The organism is Thermohalobaculum xanthum, from assembly GCF_016623495.1.
GTDB lineage: Bacteria > Pseudomonadota > Alphaproteobacteria > Rhodobacterales > Rhodobacteraceae > Thermohalobaculum > Thermohalobaculum xanthum.
On the sequence record NZ_JAEHHL010000001.1, the window covers coordinates 755,055 to 772,572 of the forward strand.

Consider the following 17,518-nt stretch of genomic DNA (forward strand, 5'->3'; position numbering starts at 1 on the left):
ACAATCCGAGAAAGGCCGCGGCGTCGCCCGTGCGGGTGCGGGTGCGGCATTCCCATGCGCATCATCCAAAGATTCATTCGGCCGAGCGATCGACCTTCAGCCGTCACACGATCAGCAACTGTCTCAGCTCGTCGGCAACCAGATCCGTGCGCTTGCCCGAGCGCGTTATTTCGCCTCGCTCCATCACGTAGATACGATCGGCGAGTTCATGGGCGAACTCGAAATACTGCTCGACAAGAATGATCGCCATGTCGCCACGCGCCCGCAGATAGTCGATCGCCCGGCCGATATCCTTGATGATCGATGGCTGGATGCCCTCGGTCGGCTCGTCGAGGATGAGGAGCTTGGGGCGGGTGACAAGCGCGCGACCGATCGCAAGTTGCTGCTGCTGACCGCCAGAGAGATCCCCTCCCCGGCGCCGCAGCATTTTGCCCAGGACGGGAAAGAGCTCGAAGATTTCATCGGGGATCGTCCGCTCCGCTCGTGGCAGGGGTGCAAACCCGGTTTCGAGGTTCTCTCGGACATTGAGAAGCGGGAAGATCTCGCGCCCCTGCGGGACAAGCGCGAAACCCTTGCGCGCACGGGCGTGTGGGGGAAGCGGACGCATGTCGGTCCGTTCCCAGACGATCTCGCCAGCGCTGATCGGCTGCTGCCCCATGATCGCGCGAATGAGCGAGGTCTTCCCGACACCGTTACGGCCCAGAATTGTCGTGACCTGCCCGACGCGGGCCTCGATCGAGACGCGGCGCAAGGCTTGCGCCGCGCCATAGTGAAGGTCGATTGCGTTCACCGTCAGCATGTCAGCGCCCCAGATACACGTCGATCACCCGCTGGTCGGCGCTGACATGATCGATCGACCCCTCGGCCAGGACCGAGCCCTCGTGCAGCACCGTGACCTTGACGCCAAGCGCGCGGACGAACTCCATGTCGTGCTCGACGACCACGACGGTGTGCTCGCCAGCGATTTCCTTGAGCAGGTCGGCCGTCTCCATCGTCTCCGCATCGGTCATTCCCGCTGCCGGCTCGTCGACAAGCAGGACCTTCGGGTTCTGCGCGAGCAGCATCCCGATCTCGAGCCATTGCTTCTGCCCGTGGCTGAGCGCACCGGCGATCTCCTTGCGCCGGCCATCCAGTCTGATCAGGCGCAGGATGCGGTCGACACGGCGTGCCTCGTCACCAGACAGGCGGGCGCCGAGCGTCGCGAAAACACCGCGCTTGCCGGCGAGGGCGAGCAGGATGTTGTCCTCGACCGAGTGCGTCTCGAACACCGTGGGCTTCTGAAACTTCCGGCCGATCCCGAGGCGCGCGATGTCGGTCTCGTCGAGCCGTGTGAGATCGACCTCCCCGTCGAAGATCACCTGCCCGCGGTCCGGCCGCGTCTTGCCCGTGATGATGTCCATCATGGTCGTCTTGCCGGCGCCGTTCGGGCCGATGATCGCGCGCATCTCGCCCGGACGGAGGACGAGCGAAAGCTCGTTGATCGCCTTGAACCCATCGAAGGTGACCGAGACGCCATCGAGATAGAGCGCTGTCCCTGACGCCGTCATTTGCTCACTCCGCCGCTTCGACCGCTGAGGTGAGATGTGCGCCCTCGGCCGCAGCCGCGCGCATCCGCCTCAGACCGGTGGCGATGCGCTCACGCTTCTCGGCTGCGTGGCGTGCCTTCAGGACATCCCATTCGCCCAGGATGCCCCGCGGCATGAACAGGGTGACAAGGATGAAGATCCCGCCCAGCGCAAAGAGCCACTCGTTCGGCGCAACCGAGGTGAAGACCGTCTTGAGCCCGTTGATCGTGAGTGCACCGACTGCCGCCCCGATGAGCGTGCCGCGGCCGCCGACAGCGACCCAGATCACGATCTCGATCGAGTTCGCCGGGCTGAATTCACCCGGGTTGATGATCCCGACCTGCGGCACGTAGAGCGCGCCCGCCAGCCCCGCCATCATCGCCGAGACGACGAAGACGAAGAGCTTGTAATGCTCGACTCGATAACCAAGGAACCGCGTCCGGCTCTCGGCGTCGCGCACCGCGATCAGGACCTTTCCCGCGCGCGAGGTCGTGATCACGCGGCAAACGACGTATCCCGCGGCAAGCGCCAGAGCCGAGAAAACGAAGAGGCCGGCGCGCGTCGTATCCGACTGGAGATCGAAGCCCAGCACGTCCTTGAAGTCCGTAAGACCGTTGTTGCCGCCGAACCCCATGTCGTTGCGGAAGAAGGCCAGCATCAGCGCGTAGGTCATGGCTTGCGTGATGATCGACAGATAGACGCCCGTCACGCGGCTGCGGAACGCAAACCATCCAAAGACGAAGGCCAGGAGCCCCGGCACCAGCAGCACCATCAGGCAGGCGAACCAGAACATGTCGAAGCCCCACCAGAACCAGGGAAGCTCTTTCCAGTTCAGGAACACCATGAAGTCGGGCAGGACCGGGTCGGCATAGACACCCCTCGGGCCGATTTCCCGCATCAGGTGCATGCCCATCGCGTAGCCGCCCAGCGCAAAGAAGGCTCCGTGTCCCAGCGAAAGGATGCCGCAATAGCCCCAGATCAGGTCGACCGACAGCGCGAGCAGCGCATAGGTGAGGTACTTGCCCATCAACGCGACGGCATAGCTCGGCAGATGCGCGGCATGCCCGGGCTCAACGGCAAGATTGGCTACGGGAACGATGATGCCTGCGGCAAGAAGCGTCGCGAGGAAGGTCCACGACCGACGGTCGAGACTTGCGAGCAACATGGGGCGGCTCTTCGGCAAACTGCTCATTGTTCCACCGACCGTCCCCTGAGCGCGAACATCCCTCGCGGGCGTTTCTGGATGAAGAGGATGATGAAGACGAGCACAAGGACCTTGGCGAGCACGGCACCCGCGAAGGGCTCGAGGAACTTGTTGGCGACGCCGAGGGTGAACGCACCGGCCAGCGCGCCCCAGAGATTGCCGACCCCGCCGAACACGACGACCATGAAGCTGTCGACGATGTAGGTCTGACCCAGATTGGGCGACACATTGCCAATCTGGCTGAGAGCGACGCCCGCAATGCCGGCGATCCCGGCGCCAAGGCCGAAGGTGGTCGCGTCGATCCACCCGGTTCGAATGCCCATCGCCGACGCCATCGGACGGTTCTGCGTCACCGCCCGCATCTGCAATCCGACGGGTGTGCGCTTCAGGACCAGGAGCAGAACCGCGAAGACGATCAGCGCGAACACCATGATCCAAAGCCGGTTGTAGGTAATCGTGATCGCGCCAAGCTCGAACGCACCCGACATCCAGCCGGGGTTCCCGACCTCGCGGTTGTTCGGGCCGAAGATTGAACGCACCGCCTGCTGCAGGATCAGGCTAACCCCCCAGGTCGCGAGCAGCGTCTCGAGCGGGCGGCCATACAGGTAGCGGCACACCCCGCGCTCGATCATTACCCCGACCGCGGCGGAGACCAGGAAGGCGAGCGGCAAGGCGATGGCGAGCGACCAGTCGAACAGCCAGACGGCATGGGTCCGGATGATCTCCTGCACCACGAAGGTGGTGTATGCACCAAGCATCACCAGTTCGCCGTGAGCCATGTTGATCACGCCCATCACTCCGAAGGTGATGGCAAGTCCGATGGCCGCGAGCATCAGGACCGACCCCAGCGACAGCCCGTACCAGACGTTCTCGGCAACCTGCCAGAGCTGCTGGCGGCGCTCGAAATCGGCGACGGCAGAACGTGCGGCATCCGCAACTGCGGGACTTTCGGCATTCATCGCCGCGGCAAGGATGCCAAGAGCGTCGCGCCCTCCCTCGGAAGCAAGCGTCTCGATCGCCTCGATCTGCTCGGCCTCGGGCCGGTTCGAGCCCAGGGTCACGGCCGCCCGTGCCCGGCGCATCGCGGCAGCAACATTCGGTACGGTCTCGGTTGCGAGTGCCGCATCGAGCGCTTCGAGCTGGCTTGCGTCGCGAGCCCGAAAGATCGCCTCAGCGGCTTCGAGCCGTTTCGCGGGCTCGGCGGCGCCGAGCCTCAGCGCGCCGAGCGCTTTCTCGATCGCCCGGCGAAGGTTGTTGTTTAGCTTGATGCTTTGCGTATCGCGCCGTCCGAGCTCGGCAATCTTCTCGCCGGAGAACGGATCAACCGCCGTTTCCGTCTTGCCTTCCTTGACGACACGAACGACGCGACCATCGGCCTTGAGCACCTCGAGCTCGCGAGCCGCGAGCCGGTCGAGGATGCCTGCCGCGCGCTCGTCGCCGGTCGCGGCGATCTGCTCGATGACGCGGGCACGATCTTCGAACCCGCCATCCGGCAGTTTCTGGACAAGTTCCTCGAGGGTCTGAGCGGCCGCGGCCCCCGAAAGGAGAAGGCCTGCGAGGAACACGAAGAGGTGGAGGAGCGGCATGGCGATGTCCGGACCGTCGGTCGCGCGCACCACTGCGCGCTGGTACGCCCCTCCCCGCGAAGGGGAGGGGCAAGCTCAGGCAACGATCAGTTCGCGATGCCACCGCACTTGCTGGTCTCGACGTTGAAGTTGCCGCAGCTCATCGGCTTGCGCCAATCCGAGATCAGCTTGGCGGACTCGGGCAGGAAGTCGGACCACGCATCGCCGACGACAAGGCCCGGGGTCTCCCACACGATCTCGAACTGCCCATCGTCCTGAATCTCGCCGATCAGCACGGGCTTGGTGATGTGATGGTTGGGCATCATCGCCGAGTAGCCGCCGGAAAGGTTGGGAACCGAGACACCGATAATGCCGTCGATCACCGCGTCGACGTCGGTGGTGCCCACCTTCTCGACGGCCGTCACCCACATGTTGAACCCGATGTAGTGGGCCTCCATCGGATCGTTCGTCACGCGGTTCTCGTCGCCGATGAAGCCATGCCAAGCCTCGATGAAGGCATCGTTCTCGGGCGTGTCCACGGACATGAAGTAGTTCCACGCGGCGAGATGGCCGACCAGCGGTCCGGTGTCGAGGCCCGCGAGTTCCTCCTCGCCCACCGAGAAGGCGACAACCGGGATGTCGGTCGCCGCGAGGCCCTGGTTGCCGAGCTCCTTGTAGAACGGCACGTTGGCGTCACCATTGATCGTCGAGACCACCGCGGTCTTCTTGCCGGCCGAGCCGAAGGTCTTGATGTCGCTGACGATCGTCTGCCAGTCGGAATGCCCGAACGGCGTGTAGTTGATCATGATGTCGTCGGCGGCGACGCCCTTGTCCTTGAGATATTGCTCGAGGATCTTGTTGGTGGTGCGCGGGTAGACGTAGTCGGTGCCGGCGAGAACCCAGCGCTCGATGCCCTGGTTCATCAGGTAGTCAACGGCCGGGATCGCCTGCTGGTTCGGCGCGGCACCGGTGTAGAACACGTTGCGCTGGCTCTCCTCGCCCTCGTACTGCACCGGGTAGAAGAGGATGCCGTTCAGCTCCTCGAACACCGGCAGCACCGACTTGCGGCTGACCGAGGTCCAATTGCCGAAGACAACGTCGACCTTGTGCACGTCAAGAAGCTCGCGCGCCTTCTCGGCGAAGAGCGGCCAATCCGAGGCAGGGTCGACGACCACCGCTTCGAGCTGCTTGCCGAGGACCCCGCCCTTCTCGTTCTGCTCTTCGATGAGCATGAGCATCACGTCCTTCAGGGTCGTCTCGGAGATCGCCATCGTGCCGGAAAGCGAATGCAGGATCCCGACCTTGATCGTGTCCTGCGCGTGCGCGGAAGATGCGGCGAACACCGATACCGCCATCGCCGAAGCGATCAATCCATTCTTGAACATAGGGGTGGTCCTCCAGCTGTTGCTCCCCGAGGAGAAGCAAGGGCCATGCCACATGGCCGATCAGCTGATGTTTGCGCTGAAATGTGGTTTGATTTTCCCCTGTAAAGGCATATCGCATAAAATTTATGCTAATTGGCATTCGATTTATGATTGTTTTTTCACCACTAATTTACACACTGGTCACATTATCCTCACAGAGAGGCGTCGTTTGATATCCGACCAATCGTATGGGCGCTGTCAGCGGAAGCCGGCATGAGGCGGATCCGTCGCCGCACGGTTCTCACACGGGAATGGGGACAGTTCATTCAGGTTTCTTGACGCCTCTTCGAGTCCTCCGGCGTCACAGGCATCCTGACCGCGAAAGGGCGCATCAACGGCGTCGAGACCGTTCAGGGCACCATCAAGTGCGATGCCATCGCGCTTTGCACCGGCGCTCAACAATATCGAAAACCTGATGGCGCGCGCGCACACGGGCCGGTTCTACGGCTGGGATGGGGCAGCAACCCTACGGTCAGCGGTGCCGGGGCCCACTATCAGCAAGAAATTTCTATGAGCTCGCGCGGCGAGTGCGTCAGCAAGCGGCAACCATCCCGTCCCACAAGGACCATGTCCTCGAGCTTTACCATTCCGGCCTGCTCGTCACACACGTGCAATTCGACCGCCAGGATCATGCCTTCCCGGATCGGCTCGCGGCCACCGCGCGACAGGAAGGGTGGCTCGTTGAGATCCAGGCCGACGCCGTGGCCCACAAAATGCGCCTGCTTGCCATCGGGAAACTTCAGAAAGGCGTCATGCAGTCCCAGCCTGTCTGCGTGAAAGCAGGCCCTGGCAAAGACATCCCCCGAACTCATGCCTGGCAAGATGTCGGCGATCAGCCCGTCTGCCACGTCACGCAGCCGCTCGTAGAGCCGGGCAGTCTCGTCGCTCGGGCGCCCCATGCAATATGTGCGGGTCTGGTCGCCGTGGTAGCCTTGGACACAGGTCGGGATATCGACGATCACGAGGTCGCCCGCCCGGATCGATCGACGGCCAGCTCCGGCGGGCACGGCAGCGCTCAGACCACAGCCCGAGATCGTGAACACCACGCCGCTGATCCGCCCGATGTTCTCGCCCGATGCGAGGGGGCCGCGGCCCATGGTGAAGTCCGGCTGACGGACGAAATACACGCCCTCGTGCCCTGCCCGGCGCTGGCCATCCTCGACGAACGCCGACGCCTCCAACTCGCTGATGCCGGGGCGCCAGTTTTCCACGGCCGCCCTGTGCCCGGCGTCAAGTGCAGCGGTTGCCAGTTCAATGGCGGCGACTTCTTTGCTGTCCTTGATCATTCTCTGATCCAGGATGTCCGAAGAGATATCGACCAGCCGCGTGTCATGCAGCTGCTCTTGCAGCTTTCGATATTGTGGGACCGTCATCAGATCGAGTTCCGCCCCAATCACCAGCCCGGCGGTGTTGTGACCGAATACGCTGGACACGATCCTCTCGAGACTTCCCTCTCGAAGAATCCGATCGCCGCTCAGAGCGGACTGGGTCTGCGCGAAATCGAGCCCCGCGCGGACAAACAGGAAGGCGTCAGATGGCAAGACGACCAGCCATCCGGGTTGTGCCGTGCCGGTGTAGTAATAGATGTCCCTGGACGCATGGGTCATTGCCCCCGAGAGGTCGCGCTCCCTGATGCGGTCTTGAAGGCAAGCGATACGCTCTTGAAACCGTGCCATTCTTGATCGTCTTTCCTGGGGTTACCGCATCAACGGACGACAGCTTCCAATCGTTGGGGCCGGCGTCTCTCGTCTTCTCGGGAAGCCATCTGCGCTCGAAAGCATGGGCGCCCCCGCCACTTGGCAAGGGGCTCGCCGCGCCTCAGTTGCGCGAGCCCGCGGCAAGCGCTGCGAGTGACTGCTTCACGACGCGTTCGAGTTCTTCCGGCTCAAGGCTGCCGATATCCTTTCCGGCGATGCTCTCCGTGATCCGGCCCGCCAGTCTCTGAACCTCGATGGCCAATTTGCGCGCATTCCTTCGGGCTGCCCGGTCGGTGCCCGCCGCCTCAAGCCGGTCGTCGAGGACACGGCAGAGTTCGGCGACACCAAGGCCGGTCGAGGCGGCCACGCGCAGAACCGACACCCCTTGCTTGTCACCGGCGCGCAGCGACAGCATTGCTTCAAGATGCTTCGCGGTCTGCTCGGCATCGTCACGGTCCGCCTTGTTCACCACCAGCACGTCCGCAATTTCCAGGATACCTGCCTTGATCGCCTGAAGCTCGTCGCCCAGCCCGGGCGCCGAGATCACCACGCTCAGATCCGCAACTTGCGAGATCTCCGTCTCGGACTGCCCCGCACCGACGGTCTCGATCAGGATAAGAGGCCACCCGGCCGCATCCATCACGTCAGCCATATCCTGCGCTGCCAGGCAAAGCCCGCCCAGATGACCGCGCGCCGAGACCGAGCGAATGAAGACCCCATCATCAAGGCTGTGCGCCCCCATGCGCGTCCGGTCCCCCAGGACTGCGCCACCAGAAATCGGGCTAACAGGGTCCACCGCGAGAACCGCCACCGGTTGCCCCTTCCTGCGCCACTCGTGGATGAGCGCATCAACCAGTGTCGATTTGCCCGCGCCCGGCGGGCCGGTGAAACCGATTACGCGCGCCCGGCCGATGTCCCCGCGCAACGCGTCAAGAAGCGCCTTGCCGTCTTCGCCGCCGTTCTCCGCAAGCGTCAAAGCCCGACCAAGCGCGCGCCGGTCGCCGTCTCGCACCCTTTGCGCCAGGCGCTCGGCACGGGATGTCGGCTCGGTGGACATTCATGCCACCATCTGGGGGTGGCCGAACCCGAGCTCGCGCCTGAGGCACGCGATGATCTCGCCATGCGTCACGCCGACCAGTGCCGCATCCACAACTTTCTCGTAGACGTTCTCCGACCCGTTCGCGGCACGGGCGAGGTCGTCGAGCGCCGCGCTCACCGCGCGTTTGTCCCGGGCCGCCTTGAATGCCCGGAACTCTGCGACCTGCGCCTCCATCGCCGCGCGGTCGGGGCGATAGGTTTCCACCTCCTGCACCTCGGCCTCGGCCTGGTAGCAGTTCACGCCAACGACCTTCTCCGCCCCGGATTCGATGCGATTCTGATACGCAAGAGCCGACTTGCCGATCATGCGCTGGACGATCCCGGCATCGACCGCCTTGTACATGCCGCCGGCCTTCTCGATGACGTCCATGACCTCGAGGATCTTTTCCTCCATCTCGTTGGTCAGGGCCTCGACGTAATAGGAGCCGCCCAGAGGGTCGATCACGTCGCAAAGATGGGCTTCTTCGCGCAGGATGTTCTGGGTCGCGACCGCGATCCGCGCCGACGCTTCGGTCGGGCAGGCCAGCGCCTCGTCAAAGCCGTCCGTATGCATCGACTGGAGGCCACCGAAGATGCCGGCGATCGCCTGCGCCGTGACCCGGGCGATGTTGTTGAGCGGTTGCTGCTGGGTCAGGTCCACGCCCGAGGTCTGGCCGTGGAACTTGAACCTCCAGGACCTCGGATCCTTCGCGCCGAACCTGTCGCGCGCGATCCGCGCCCAGATCCGTCGGCCCGCCCGGAACTTCGCCACCTCCTCGAAGAAACTGATCGAGATGTCGAAGAAGAATGTGAACCGCCGCAAGATGTTGTCGGGATCCATGCCGGCGTTGATGCAGTCCTCGGCGTATTGGATCGCCGTGGACAGGGTCAGGCCCATGGTCTCGGCCGGCGTGGCGCCGGCCTGCTGCATATGCTGGCCGACGACGGAAACCGGATTCCAGTTCGGCACGTGCTCGCGGCAGAACTTGACGTGATCGACGAAGACACGCCGCGCGCCCGGCTGGCTGAGGCGGTAAAACATGTGGTTCGCCACGTAGTGCGAGATATAGTCCGACTGGTTCGCCGTGCCGGTGATCTTGTCGAACGGAACGCCGCGCCGCTTGGCCACGCCCAGAAGGAACGCGAACAGGGTAAACGGCGTCGGGTCATTCATCGCGGTCGAGATCCGGTCAATCGGAACGCCGTCGAGCGCGGCATCCATGTGATCGACCGTGTTGACGACCGTGCCGCAAGTGCCCAGCAGCGGGATCGGGCTTTCGTCGCAGTCAATTCCCCTGAAGCCGGAGTTGCAGGGCAACAGGCTGATGGCAGTAGCGCCCTGCTGCAGCAGCATCCGAACGCGCTGGTTATAGTCCTGCGGCGTGCCGAGACCGATCAGCTGCCTTTGGGTCCAGGTGCGCCCGCGATGCATCGTATTGTAGATGCCGCGCGTGTAAGGCGGCTCGCCCGGCATTCCCAGATCGTCCGCATAGCGGTCCTCGGACCAGTCGAGCGGCGTGTAGAGCGGCCGCACCTCGATGCCCGAGCGGTTCACAACCGCCCGGTCGCGCCCGATCTCGCGCTCGTACCGCGCATTCCAGTCGTCGAAGGATGCCTGCAGGTTCCGAGCATCCGCGTTGTCATGGAATTTCGTCATCATGCGATCTCCGCTGCTTCGCGCGCGATACGGGCCTCTTGAGCAAGGCGGCGCACGGTTTCGACGATCTCCTGGCTGGTGGCGCCCGGATTGAAGACGGCGCTGACCCCGGCCGAAATCAGCTCGGGCTGTTCGTTCTGAGGGATGATCCCGCCAACGATGACGCGCACGTGGTGAAGCCCCGCCTCGCGAAGCGCGCCAACCAGTTCAGGCAGGATGAGATGGTCCGTGGCCAGCGAGCTGACACCGACAACGTCGACGTCTTCCTGAAGAGCCAGGTTCACGACCGCCGCGATTTCCTGCCATGGCGGCGTGTAGATCACCTCCATGCCGGCATCACGCAGATAGGCCGCCACGACACGGCTGCCCCGATCATGGCCGTCGAATCCGATTTTCGTGACCAGCACTCTCTCCGGATATCCCATCATTCCGATCCTTCTGACTGGGTGCGGGCGGTGCAGCGGAAAAGACGTACGAGCTCTTGGGCAATCTCTGCCGGGCCGGTTCCGCCGGGCTGATACCAGACCTGCACATGGTTCACCGCCCCGATCAGGAACAGTCTCAGCAGCCGTCGATCAACGTCCCCGGGAAGGGGCAACGCTGCGACCAGGCTCTTCAGGATTGCTTCGTATCTGTCGCGCAGCTCGACCAGATCGGCTTCGGCGGACGGGACCGCATCCGGCAGGATCCGGATGATGACACTCGCATAGGCGGTCGGTTCGATGATCATCCCGATATGGGTGGTGAGCATCCGTTCAAGCCGCACCCAGGGGTCGTTTTCATCCGCAAGTGCATCGAGCACCCGTGCCGTCAGGCGCTTCACCCCCTCCTCGTAGACCGCGACGAGCAGCGCTTCCTTGTTCGGGTAGTGGTAATAGATCGAGCCGGGACGCATGCCGCAGCTCTCGGCAATGTCCCGCATCGTGGTCGCCTGGTAGCCACGCGTCGAAAACAACTCGGCCGCGCTGTCGAGCAGCGTTTCGATGCGGTTGTTCGAGCGAGTCGCCGTTTTCATGTCCGACACCATAACCTAACAAACGTTTGGTTAACACGATCGTGAAAATCGTTCAAGCGCCCAGCAGAGGCAATCGCGCTCAAGGCGACACGCCTCCGTCTCGCCTGCAGGAGAAACGTGCATCGGAAGCGGGCTCTCAATCGCCTACGATGGCCGACCGCCCTGATTTTCAGTAGTGCTCAGGCGCCCAGTTGAGGAACAGCCCGACATCCCCCGGCAGATCGTCCGGAAAGTTGATGATGGCGGCTTTCAGCCGATACCCCTGCGGCTTGGCGAAGCCCTCGTATCGCTCGTACAACTCCTTCGCCTTTCCCTGGAGCGTCGAGGGCCAGGCCTTGTCACCATTGTTGATCGCGCGCCCGCCATCGGTGCACAGCTTGGCCGGAAAGCTGTAGACCATCGCCTCCATCGCGCCGTCCTTGACGGCGTTCATGACGAGGCGTCGGATCAGGGTACGCTCCTTCTCGGTGACGTGCTCGGTCATGAATTTCGTAATGAACTCGGACCGCTCCTTCTCTTCAGCCTCGCGGGCCTTGTCCTTCCGCGCCATTTCTTCCAGCTGCTTTTCGAGCAGCATCCGTCGCAGGTCTTCGGCACTGGGAACGCCGCTCGGCGGGGTCTTCGAGTGATCCGAGCTCATTTTTCCCTCTCCCAGTTTTCCGGCGGATCGCTTCAGTGCACCCAGGCTTGATCGCCCTTCCCTGTCCGCTCGCCTGACGAGAGGACAGGATCATCGTGTGTTTCCGAGAATGGTCTTCCCGAGCGCCGCCGATCACAAAATCAATTCGCGAGGAAGGTATCATACGGGGCCCCTCTGACAATGCTGCACGAAGGACCCGAACCTGCCTTGCCCGCCACGTGCAAATGGTGGTGGGGACACAGCTGCTTTGCAGCCCACCGAAGGACCGCCGTTCACATGGATCGCGACACCGATCGCCACGACGATCTCCTCACGGGTCGCCCGGGGCATGCCGCCGCTCCAGCATGACAGCCAAGAGCTCCGACCGATATGGCAGTGATCCCGATTGCGGGCGCGGCCCGCATCTTCGTCGTCGTGACGAGCGAGCCCGGTGTCATCGCTGCCTTGGCGCAGCCACGGAACGCGGCAGTTCTACGTCACGAAAGGCCTTTCAACGATCGGTCATCGGGCGTCGGTAAACTCCAAGAATGCGCGGCAGTCATCGATCACTGTCCGATACCCCAGGCACGGCTGGAATCGGGCAAGTTTAACACCTGAATTCAAGTGTTTCCCGTGCATTTGGCAGATCCAAACTGCAAAACTTGCATTGATAGCCAGGAGCCCGCCAGACATTGCTGCGCGCGCCGCGATCCTCGCGGTCGACCCGCGCTCAGACATGCACTAATCATTGATCATGACCATCCGGCGGATCCCGCTCAGACCGAGTCGGCAAAGGACGACGAGCGGCAACCCCGCGCAACAAACGGCAAGGGAGCAATCACAATGACCAACAAGAACGGAACAAGCAAAACCGGCGGAATCCTTCGGCCCGACAGGCGCAGTTTCCTCGGTGGAACGGCTGCGCTCGGCCTGGCCGCGGGTCTCGGACCTGCGCTGCTGCCACGTGACCTGAGAGCCGCCGAACCCAAGAAAGGCGGCAAGCTACGGGTTGCGATGCAACAGGGCGCAACGACCGACAGCCTCGATCCGCAGACCTACACAGACACCTTCATGCTCTCGATCGGTTTCGGCACGCATGGCACGCTGACCGAGATCAACCCCGAGGGCGAACTGGTCGGCGACCTCGCGGAAAGCTGGGAAGCGAGCACGGACGCCAAGACTTGGACGTTCCGGATCCGCAAGGGCGTCGAGTTCTCGGACGGCAAGACGCTGACCGCTGACGACGTCATCGCCTCGATCAACCACCACAGGGGCGAGGACTCGAAGTCGGCGGCAAAGTCGAACGTCGACCCGATCGCCGAGATCCGCAAGCCTGACGACAACACCGTGGTGTTCGACCTGAAGAACGGCAATGCCGACTTCCCTTACCTGATGGCGGACTATCACCTCCTGATCATGCCGGCCGTCGACGGCAAGGCGGACTGGGAGAATTACATCGGGACCGGCGGCTACGTCCTCGACACCTTCGAGCCCGGCATCCGCGCCACGCTCAAGCGCAACCCGAACTACTGGAAGCCGGGACGCGCCCATATCGACGAGATCGAGATGGTAGTGATCGCGGATCCCGCGGCTCGCCAGAATGCGCTGATCACGGGCGAGGTAGACTATCTGCAGCGCGCCGATCTGAAGACCGTGCATCTGCTCGCGCGGCGTCCCGAGATCCATATCGAGGAATCGACCGGCTTCCTGCACTACACGGCGCCGATGATCACCACTAATTCTCCTTACGATTCAAACGAGTTGAGGCTTGCGATCAAGCACGGCATCAACCGTGACGAGTTGCTGGAGAAGATCCTGCGCGGCCATGGCGCAATCGGCAACGACCATCCGATCGCGCCCTCGGTGCCGTTCTGGGCCGATCTCGAACAACGGACCTACGACCCCGACAAAGCGAAGTTCCATCTCAAGAAGTCCGGGTATGAAGGTGTTACTCTTGATCTTTCTGCCGCAGACGCAGCCTATGCCGGCGCCGTCGACGCGGCGGTTCTGATGAAGGAGCAGCTGGCGGCTGCGGGAATGGACATCAATGTCGTCCGCGAGCCCAACGACGGCTACTGGTCCAATGTCTGGATGAAGAAGGACTGGTGCCAGTGCTACTGGGGCGGCCGGCCGACCTGCGACTGGATGTTCAGCCAGGCTTATGCCGAGGGCGCCAACTGGAACGACACCTATTGGAGCAACGAGCGCTTCAACGTGCTGCTCAAGCAGGGCCGCGCCGAGCTCAACCCGTCGGTTCGCGCCGAGATCTATCGCGAGATGCAACAGATCGTGCGCGACGATGGCGGCGTCGTGGTCTGGGCCTTCGCGAACTATGTCGATGCCCGCACCGACAAGGTCCAGCACGGCGAGAAGGTCGCAGCCAACTGGGACATGGATGGCGGCCGCTTCATGGAGCGCTGGTGGGTGGCCTGACCCCGCTTTTCGCGTAACGATTTCCCCTCCGGCGGTCCATCCGCCGGAGGGCGTCGGAGGTATTCCCATGGATGAACCAGTCGGGGTCGAGGTCATCGAGACCGAGTGGATCACCTTGCCCGACGGCACGCGCCTCGCGGCGCGTATCTGGCTGCCCGAGAACGCGCGAGCGAACCCGGCGCCGGCTGTTCTGGAATTCCTTCCCTATCGGCGCCGCGACGTCACCGCGCCGCGCGACGAGAGCACCTATCCGGGCCTCGCCCTGCAGGGAATTGCCGGCGTCCGGGTAGACATGCGTGGCACGGGCGACAGCGATGGGCTCTACGACGACGAGTACTCGGAAACCGAGCTCTCCGACGCAGAAGCGGTGATCGCCTGGATCGCGTCGCAGCCGTGGTGCTCGGGCTCGGTCGGCATGATGGGCATCTCGTGGGGCGGCTTCAACGCCTTGCAGGTAGCCTGGCGCAAGCCACCCGCGTTGAAGGCCGTGATCTCGATCGCATCGACGGTGGACCGGTTCGCCGACGACATCCACTATCGCGGCGGGGCGCAGCTTTCGGCGCAGGCCTACTGGTCGAACACGATGCTCGGCAACATTGCGCGTCCACCTGACAGCGCCGTGGTCGGCCCCGCCTGGCGCGAGATCTGGCAAAAGCGCCTCGATGCGCTGACACCGCCCATTTCGACGTGGCTGCGGCACCAGCGTCGAGACGATTTCTGGCGGCACGGTTCCGTCTGCGAGGATTTTTCCCGGCTCATCACCCCCTCCCTCGTCATTGCGGGCTGGGCGGACGGGTATCGGAACACACCGTGGAAGGCTGTCGAAGGGACCGGCGGACGGGTTCGCGCGCTTACCGGCCCCTGGATCCACAAGTATCCGCATTTCGCATGGCCACGCCCGCGTGCCGATTTCGTCTCCGAGGCCGGCCAATGGTTCAACCGGTGGCTGGCGGGCCGGGATGGCGCCGAGTTGCCGCTCCATCGCCTCTTCGTCTCGGAAGCCGTCCGACCCGGCGGTCGACGCGAAGACGAATCGGGACGCTGGGTCTCGATCGACGCGCAGAGCCCTGCCTCCGAAAGCCGGTTCTGGCTTGTCGACAGCCGGCTGGCCGACCGGCCAGGCCCTGCCAAGCCGGTGACGATTTCAACCCGACAGGACTGCGGCACCGAGGGCGGCGAGTTCTTCACGGTGAACCCCGAAGGCGATCTGCCGGGCGATCAGCGGGCGGACGATGCCCTCTCGCATTGCTTCGAGACAGGAAGGCTGGAACAGCCGATCGACCTGATCGGGCGACCGGTGCTGCGCCTTCGCGTCGCGCTCGACGCGCCGGTCGGGGCGCTCGTGGCCCGACTCGTCGACGTCCATCCGGACGGCGCCGCACACCGGGTGTCGATGGCAATCCTCAACCTGACGCACCGGCATGGCAGCGAGACCCCGAACCCCATGGACCCCGGCAAGGCCGAGCCGGTCGAGATCGTCTTCGACGCGGCGGGATATCGGTTCAAGCCTGGCCACCGCATCAGGCTCGCACTCTCAACGGCGTATTTCCCGATGGTCCTGCCAGCACCCGGTGCCGTTGCGGCGACCATTGAAACCGGCACGGCCGAGCTTGTGGTGCCCCGGGCGGCGGCGCACGATGTCGAGGTTTCACCGCCCGACGACCCCTCTCCCCTGCCCCGCTATCCGATGCACGCGCCGGCCTCCGCCAGCCACGAGGTCCGGCGCGATCCCGGCTCGGGCCGCGTCACGGTCGACCGCAGCGATGACACGGGCGAGATCGAGCATCCCGGAAACGGCATGATCTGGCGCGAGACGCGTCGCTCCTCGTGGTCGATCGGGCCGGACGACCCGCTCGGCTTCGAGGGCGTGGAAGAAATGGTCGCGATGCGCCTCCGCGACGGTGTCCAGACCGAAGTCACTGCACATCACCGGCTGACGGCGAGCGCCGAGCGCTGGTTTATCGAGGCGAGTCTCACAACCCGTGTCGACGGCGCCGAGACCTTCTCGCGCGCGTGGCGCTCGGAAATCGAGCGCGACCTGATGTAGCTGCGAGAAAGCGCGGAGCCTCGACTGACACGTGGACCGCAACGACGGTCGAATGCGATCTCAACCTGGCTCGCGCTCCGAATGGATATCGCCCGCCGCGATGCCTGCCCGATGCTCGACCACTCCGGCGGAGCGCCGCACGACGTCGGCAATCTTCATGAACTGGTCGGTCAACGGGCTGGTCTTGCGCCAGATCATGCCAATCGTCCGCGTTGGCCTCGGATCCTCAAACAGTGCGACCGAAACTCCGGCAGAGCGGGTCTCGACCGGAACTGCCATTTTCGGGATCAGCGTGACACCGATCCCCGCGCCGACCATCTGCACGAGCGTTGAAAGCGAGCTCCCGTCCAGCAGCTCCCGCGATCGCGTGGCGTGCAGATCGCAAAACGAAAGCGCCTGGTCACGGAAACAGTGCCCCTCTTCGAGCAGCAGCAAGCGCATTTCACGCAGCGCCTCGCGGTTCGGCACCGGCTTTCCCTCGTCCGCGATCGGCCGCACAAACGCGAACTCCTCGTTGAAGAGCGCGACCTCGGTCAGCGACGGTTCGGACACCGGCAGTGCGACAATCGCCGCATCAAGGCGTCCATCAGCCAACTCCTCGATCAGCTTCGCCGTCTGGCTTTCGCGCACATAGAGCTCCAGCGCGCCATAAACATCCGCAAGCTCTCGAAGAACGGTGGGCAGCAGGTACGGAGCGACCGTCGGAATGACGCCGAGGCGCAGGCGGCCCGACAGGTGCCCCTGCGCTGCACGCGCAAGGTCGCCGAGTTCCTCGACCGCGCGAAGGATCTCGCGCGCCCGCTCGGCAAACTCGTCGCCGAGTCGCGTCAGCTGCAGCTGACGCGCGCCCCTTTCGAACAGTGCCGCGCCGAGCGATTGCTCGAGCTCCTTGATCTGCATGGACAATGCCGGCTGCGAGATCGCGCATGCATCGGCCGCGCGCCCGAAATGGCGATGCCGGGCCAACGACTCGAAGTAGCGCAGTTGCTTGAGCGTGAGGTTTTTCATAATCGAAACTTATTCCGGCGATCAGAAAATCCAACTTAGCCTGATGCCGCAACCTTGATAAGAAGCTTGAAGCGGAGCCGATCGGCAGCCACTCTTGCCTCCGGCTCGCGGGTTCTCGGAGAACGGAACGCAAGGCGGACCTCTTCCGACGACCCAGACGAACACAACAGCGGGGTTGCATCATGACCGAGAACACGCCGCTCAGCG

At 63.8% G+C, this 17,518-nt stretch carries 14 protein-coding genes; 2 read left to right on the forward strand and 12 right to left on the reverse strand.

Annotated features, from left to right (window positions below):
• Positions 1-103 precede the first annotated feature (103 nt).
• From urtE to H0I76_RS03615, 11 genes are all read right to left on the reverse strand, one after another.
• Positions 104-799, reverse strand: coding sequence for an urea ABC transporter ATP-binding subunit UrtE (gene urtE, locus H0I76_RS03565; protein WP_200607147.1), 696 nt, complete (start codon positions 797-799; stop codon positions 104-106).
• Between the two features lies 1 nt (position 800).
• On the reverse strand, positions 801-1,547 hold the full coding sequence (urtD, locus tag H0I76_RS03570; RefSeq protein WP_200607150.1) for an urea ABC transporter ATP-binding protein UrtD: 747 nt from the start codon (positions 1,545-1,547) through the stop codon (positions 801-803).
• Positions 1,548-1,551: 4 nt separating this feature from the next.
• The gene (urtC, locus tag H0I76_RS03575; RefSeq protein ID WP_200607152.1) at positions 1,552-2,730 is read right to left on the reverse strand and encodes an urea ABC transporter permease subunit UrtC; all 1,179 of its coding nucleotides are present in this window, start codon (positions 2,728-2,730) and stop codon (positions 1,552-1,554) included.
• Positions 2,731-2,753: 23 nt separating this feature from the next.
• Positions 2,754-4,355 (reverse strand): urea ABC transporter permease subunit UrtB, encoded by a 1,602-nt coding sequence (gene urtB, locus H0I76_RS03580; protein WP_200607154.1) that lies wholly within the window; start codon positions 4,353-4,355, stop codon positions 2,754-2,756.
• Between the two features lie 86 nt (positions 4,356-4,441).
• Complete coding sequence (urtA, locus tag H0I76_RS03585) at positions 4,442-5,719, reverse strand: urea ABC transporter substrate-binding protein (RefSeq protein ID WP_200607156.1); 1,278 nt, start codon at positions 5,717-5,719, stop codon at positions 4,442-4,444.
• 533 nt (positions 5,720-6,252) lie between these two features.
• Complete coding sequence (locus tag H0I76_RS03590; protein WP_200607158.1) at positions 6,253-7,434, reverse strand: M24 family metallopeptidase; 1,182 nt, start codon at positions 7,432-7,434, stop codon at positions 6,253-6,255.
• 142 nt (positions 7,435-7,576) lie between these two features.
• Positions 7,577-8,512: a methylmalonyl Co-A mutase-associated GTPase MeaB gene (meaB, locus tag H0I76_RS03595; protein ID WP_200607160.1), complete on the reverse strand. Its 936-nt coding sequence runs from the start codon at positions 8,510-8,512 to the stop codon at positions 7,577-7,579.
• Positions 8,513-10,189, reverse strand: a complete 1,677-nt coding sequence (locus H0I76_RS03600) for an acyl-CoA mutase large subunit family protein (RefSeq protein WP_200607162.1) — start codon at positions 10,187-10,189, stop codon at positions 8,513-8,515.
• Complete coding sequence (locus tag H0I76_RS03605) at positions 10,189-10,617, reverse strand: cobalamin B12-binding domain-containing protein (RefSeq protein ID WP_200607165.1); 429 nt, start codon at positions 10,615-10,617, stop codon at positions 10,189-10,191. Before H0I76_RS03605 ends, H0I76_RS03600 begins: the two co-directional genes overlap by 1 nt.
• Positions 10,614-11,204, reverse strand: coding sequence for a TetR/AcrR family transcriptional regulator (locus H0I76_RS03610; protein WP_200607167.1), 591 nt, complete (start codon positions 11,202-11,204; stop codon positions 10,614-10,616). Before H0I76_RS03610 ends, H0I76_RS03605 begins: the two co-directional genes overlap by 4 nt.
• Positions 11,205-11,373: 169 nt before the next feature.
• Entirely contained in the window at positions 11,374-11,844 is a 471-nt protein-coding gene (locus H0I76_RS03615) for a hypothetical protein (protein ID WP_200607169.1), read from the reverse strand.
• 822 nt (positions 11,845-12,666) lie between these two features.
• Here H0I76_RS03615 and H0I76_RS03620 point away from each other — a divergent pair.
• Both H0I76_RS03620 and H0I76_RS03625 read left to right on the forward strand, forming a co-directional pair.
• Positions 12,667-14,256, forward strand: coding sequence for an ABC transporter substrate-binding protein (locus tag H0I76_RS03620; protein ID WP_200607171.1), 1,590 nt, complete (start codon positions 12,667-12,669; stop codon positions 14,254-14,256).
• 67 nt (positions 14,257-14,323) lie between these two features.
• The gene (locus H0I76_RS03625; protein ID WP_200607173.1) at positions 14,324-16,303 is read left to right on the forward strand and encodes a CocE/NonD family hydrolase; all 1,980 of its coding nucleotides are present in this window, start codon (positions 14,324-14,326) and stop codon (positions 16,301-16,303) included.
• A gap of 60 nt (positions 16,304-16,363) precedes the next feature.
• Here the strand turns inward: H0I76_RS03625 and H0I76_RS03630 are convergent, their stop codons facing one another.
• The gene (locus H0I76_RS03630) at positions 16,364-17,311 is read right to left on the reverse strand and encodes a LysR substrate-binding domain-containing protein (RefSeq protein WP_200607175.1); all 948 of its coding nucleotides are present in this window, start codon (positions 17,309-17,311) and stop codon (positions 16,364-16,366) included.
• Positions 17,312-17,518 lie beyond the last annotated feature (207 nt).

What these genes read in the sequence shown, in the direction of transcription:
- urtE (WP_200607147.1), bottom strand. Translation starts at nt 799, where the DNA reads ATGCTGACGGTGAACGCAATCGACCTTCACTATGGCGCGGCGCAAGCC.
- meaB (WP_200607160.1), bottom strand. Translation starts at nt 8,512, where the DNA reads ATGTCCACCGAGCCGACATCCCGTGCCGAGCGCCTGGCGCAAAGGGTG.
- H0I76_RS03630 (WP_200607175.1), bottom strand. Translation starts at nt 17,311, where the DNA reads ATGAAAAACCTCACGCTCAAGCAACTGCGCTACTTCGAGTCGTTGGCC.
- H0I76_RS03620 (WP_200607171.1), top strand. Translation starts at nt 12,667, where the DNA reads ATGACCAACAAGAACGGAACAAGCAAAACCGGCGGAATCCTTCGGCCC.
- H0I76_RS03590 (WP_200607158.1), bottom strand. Translation starts at nt 7,434, where the DNA reads ATGGCACGGTTTCAAGAGCGTATCGCTTGCCTTCAAGACCGCATCAGG.
- urtD (WP_200607150.1), bottom strand. Translation starts at nt 1,547, where the DNA reads ATGACGGCGTCAGGGACAGCGCTCTATCTCGATGGCGTCTCGGTCACC.
- H0I76_RS03615 (WP_200607169.1), bottom strand. Translation starts at nt 11,844, where the DNA reads ATGAGCTCGGATCACTCGAAGACCCCGCCGAGCGGCGTTCCCAGTGCC.
- H0I76_RS03605 (WP_200607165.1), bottom strand. Translation starts at nt 10,617, where the DNA reads ATGATGGGATATCCGGAGAGAGTGCTGGTCACGAAAATCGGATTCGAC.
- urtB (WP_200607154.1), bottom strand. Translation starts at nt 4,355, where the DNA reads ATGCCGCTCCTCCACCTCTTCGTGTTCCTCGCAGGCCTTCTCCTTTCG.
- urtA (WP_200607156.1), bottom strand. Translation starts at nt 5,719, where the DNA reads ATGTTCAAGAATGGATTGATCGCTTCGGCGATGGCGGTATCGGTGTTC.
- H0I76_RS03610 (WP_200607167.1), bottom strand. Translation starts at nt 11,204, where the DNA reads ATGAAAACGGCGACTCGCTCGAACAACCGCATCGAAACGCTGCTCGAC.
- urtC (WP_200607152.1), bottom strand. Translation starts at nt 2,730, where the DNA reads ATGTTGCTCGCAAGTCTCGACCGTCGGTCGTGGACCTTCCTCGCGACG.
- H0I76_RS03600 (WP_200607162.1), bottom strand. Translation starts at nt 10,189, where the DNA reads ATGACGAAATTCCATGACAACGCGGATGCTCGGAACCTGCAGGCATCC.
- H0I76_RS03625 (WP_200607173.1), top strand. Translation starts at nt 14,324, where the DNA reads ATGGATGAACCAGTCGGGGTCGAGGTCATCGAGACCGAGTGGATCACC.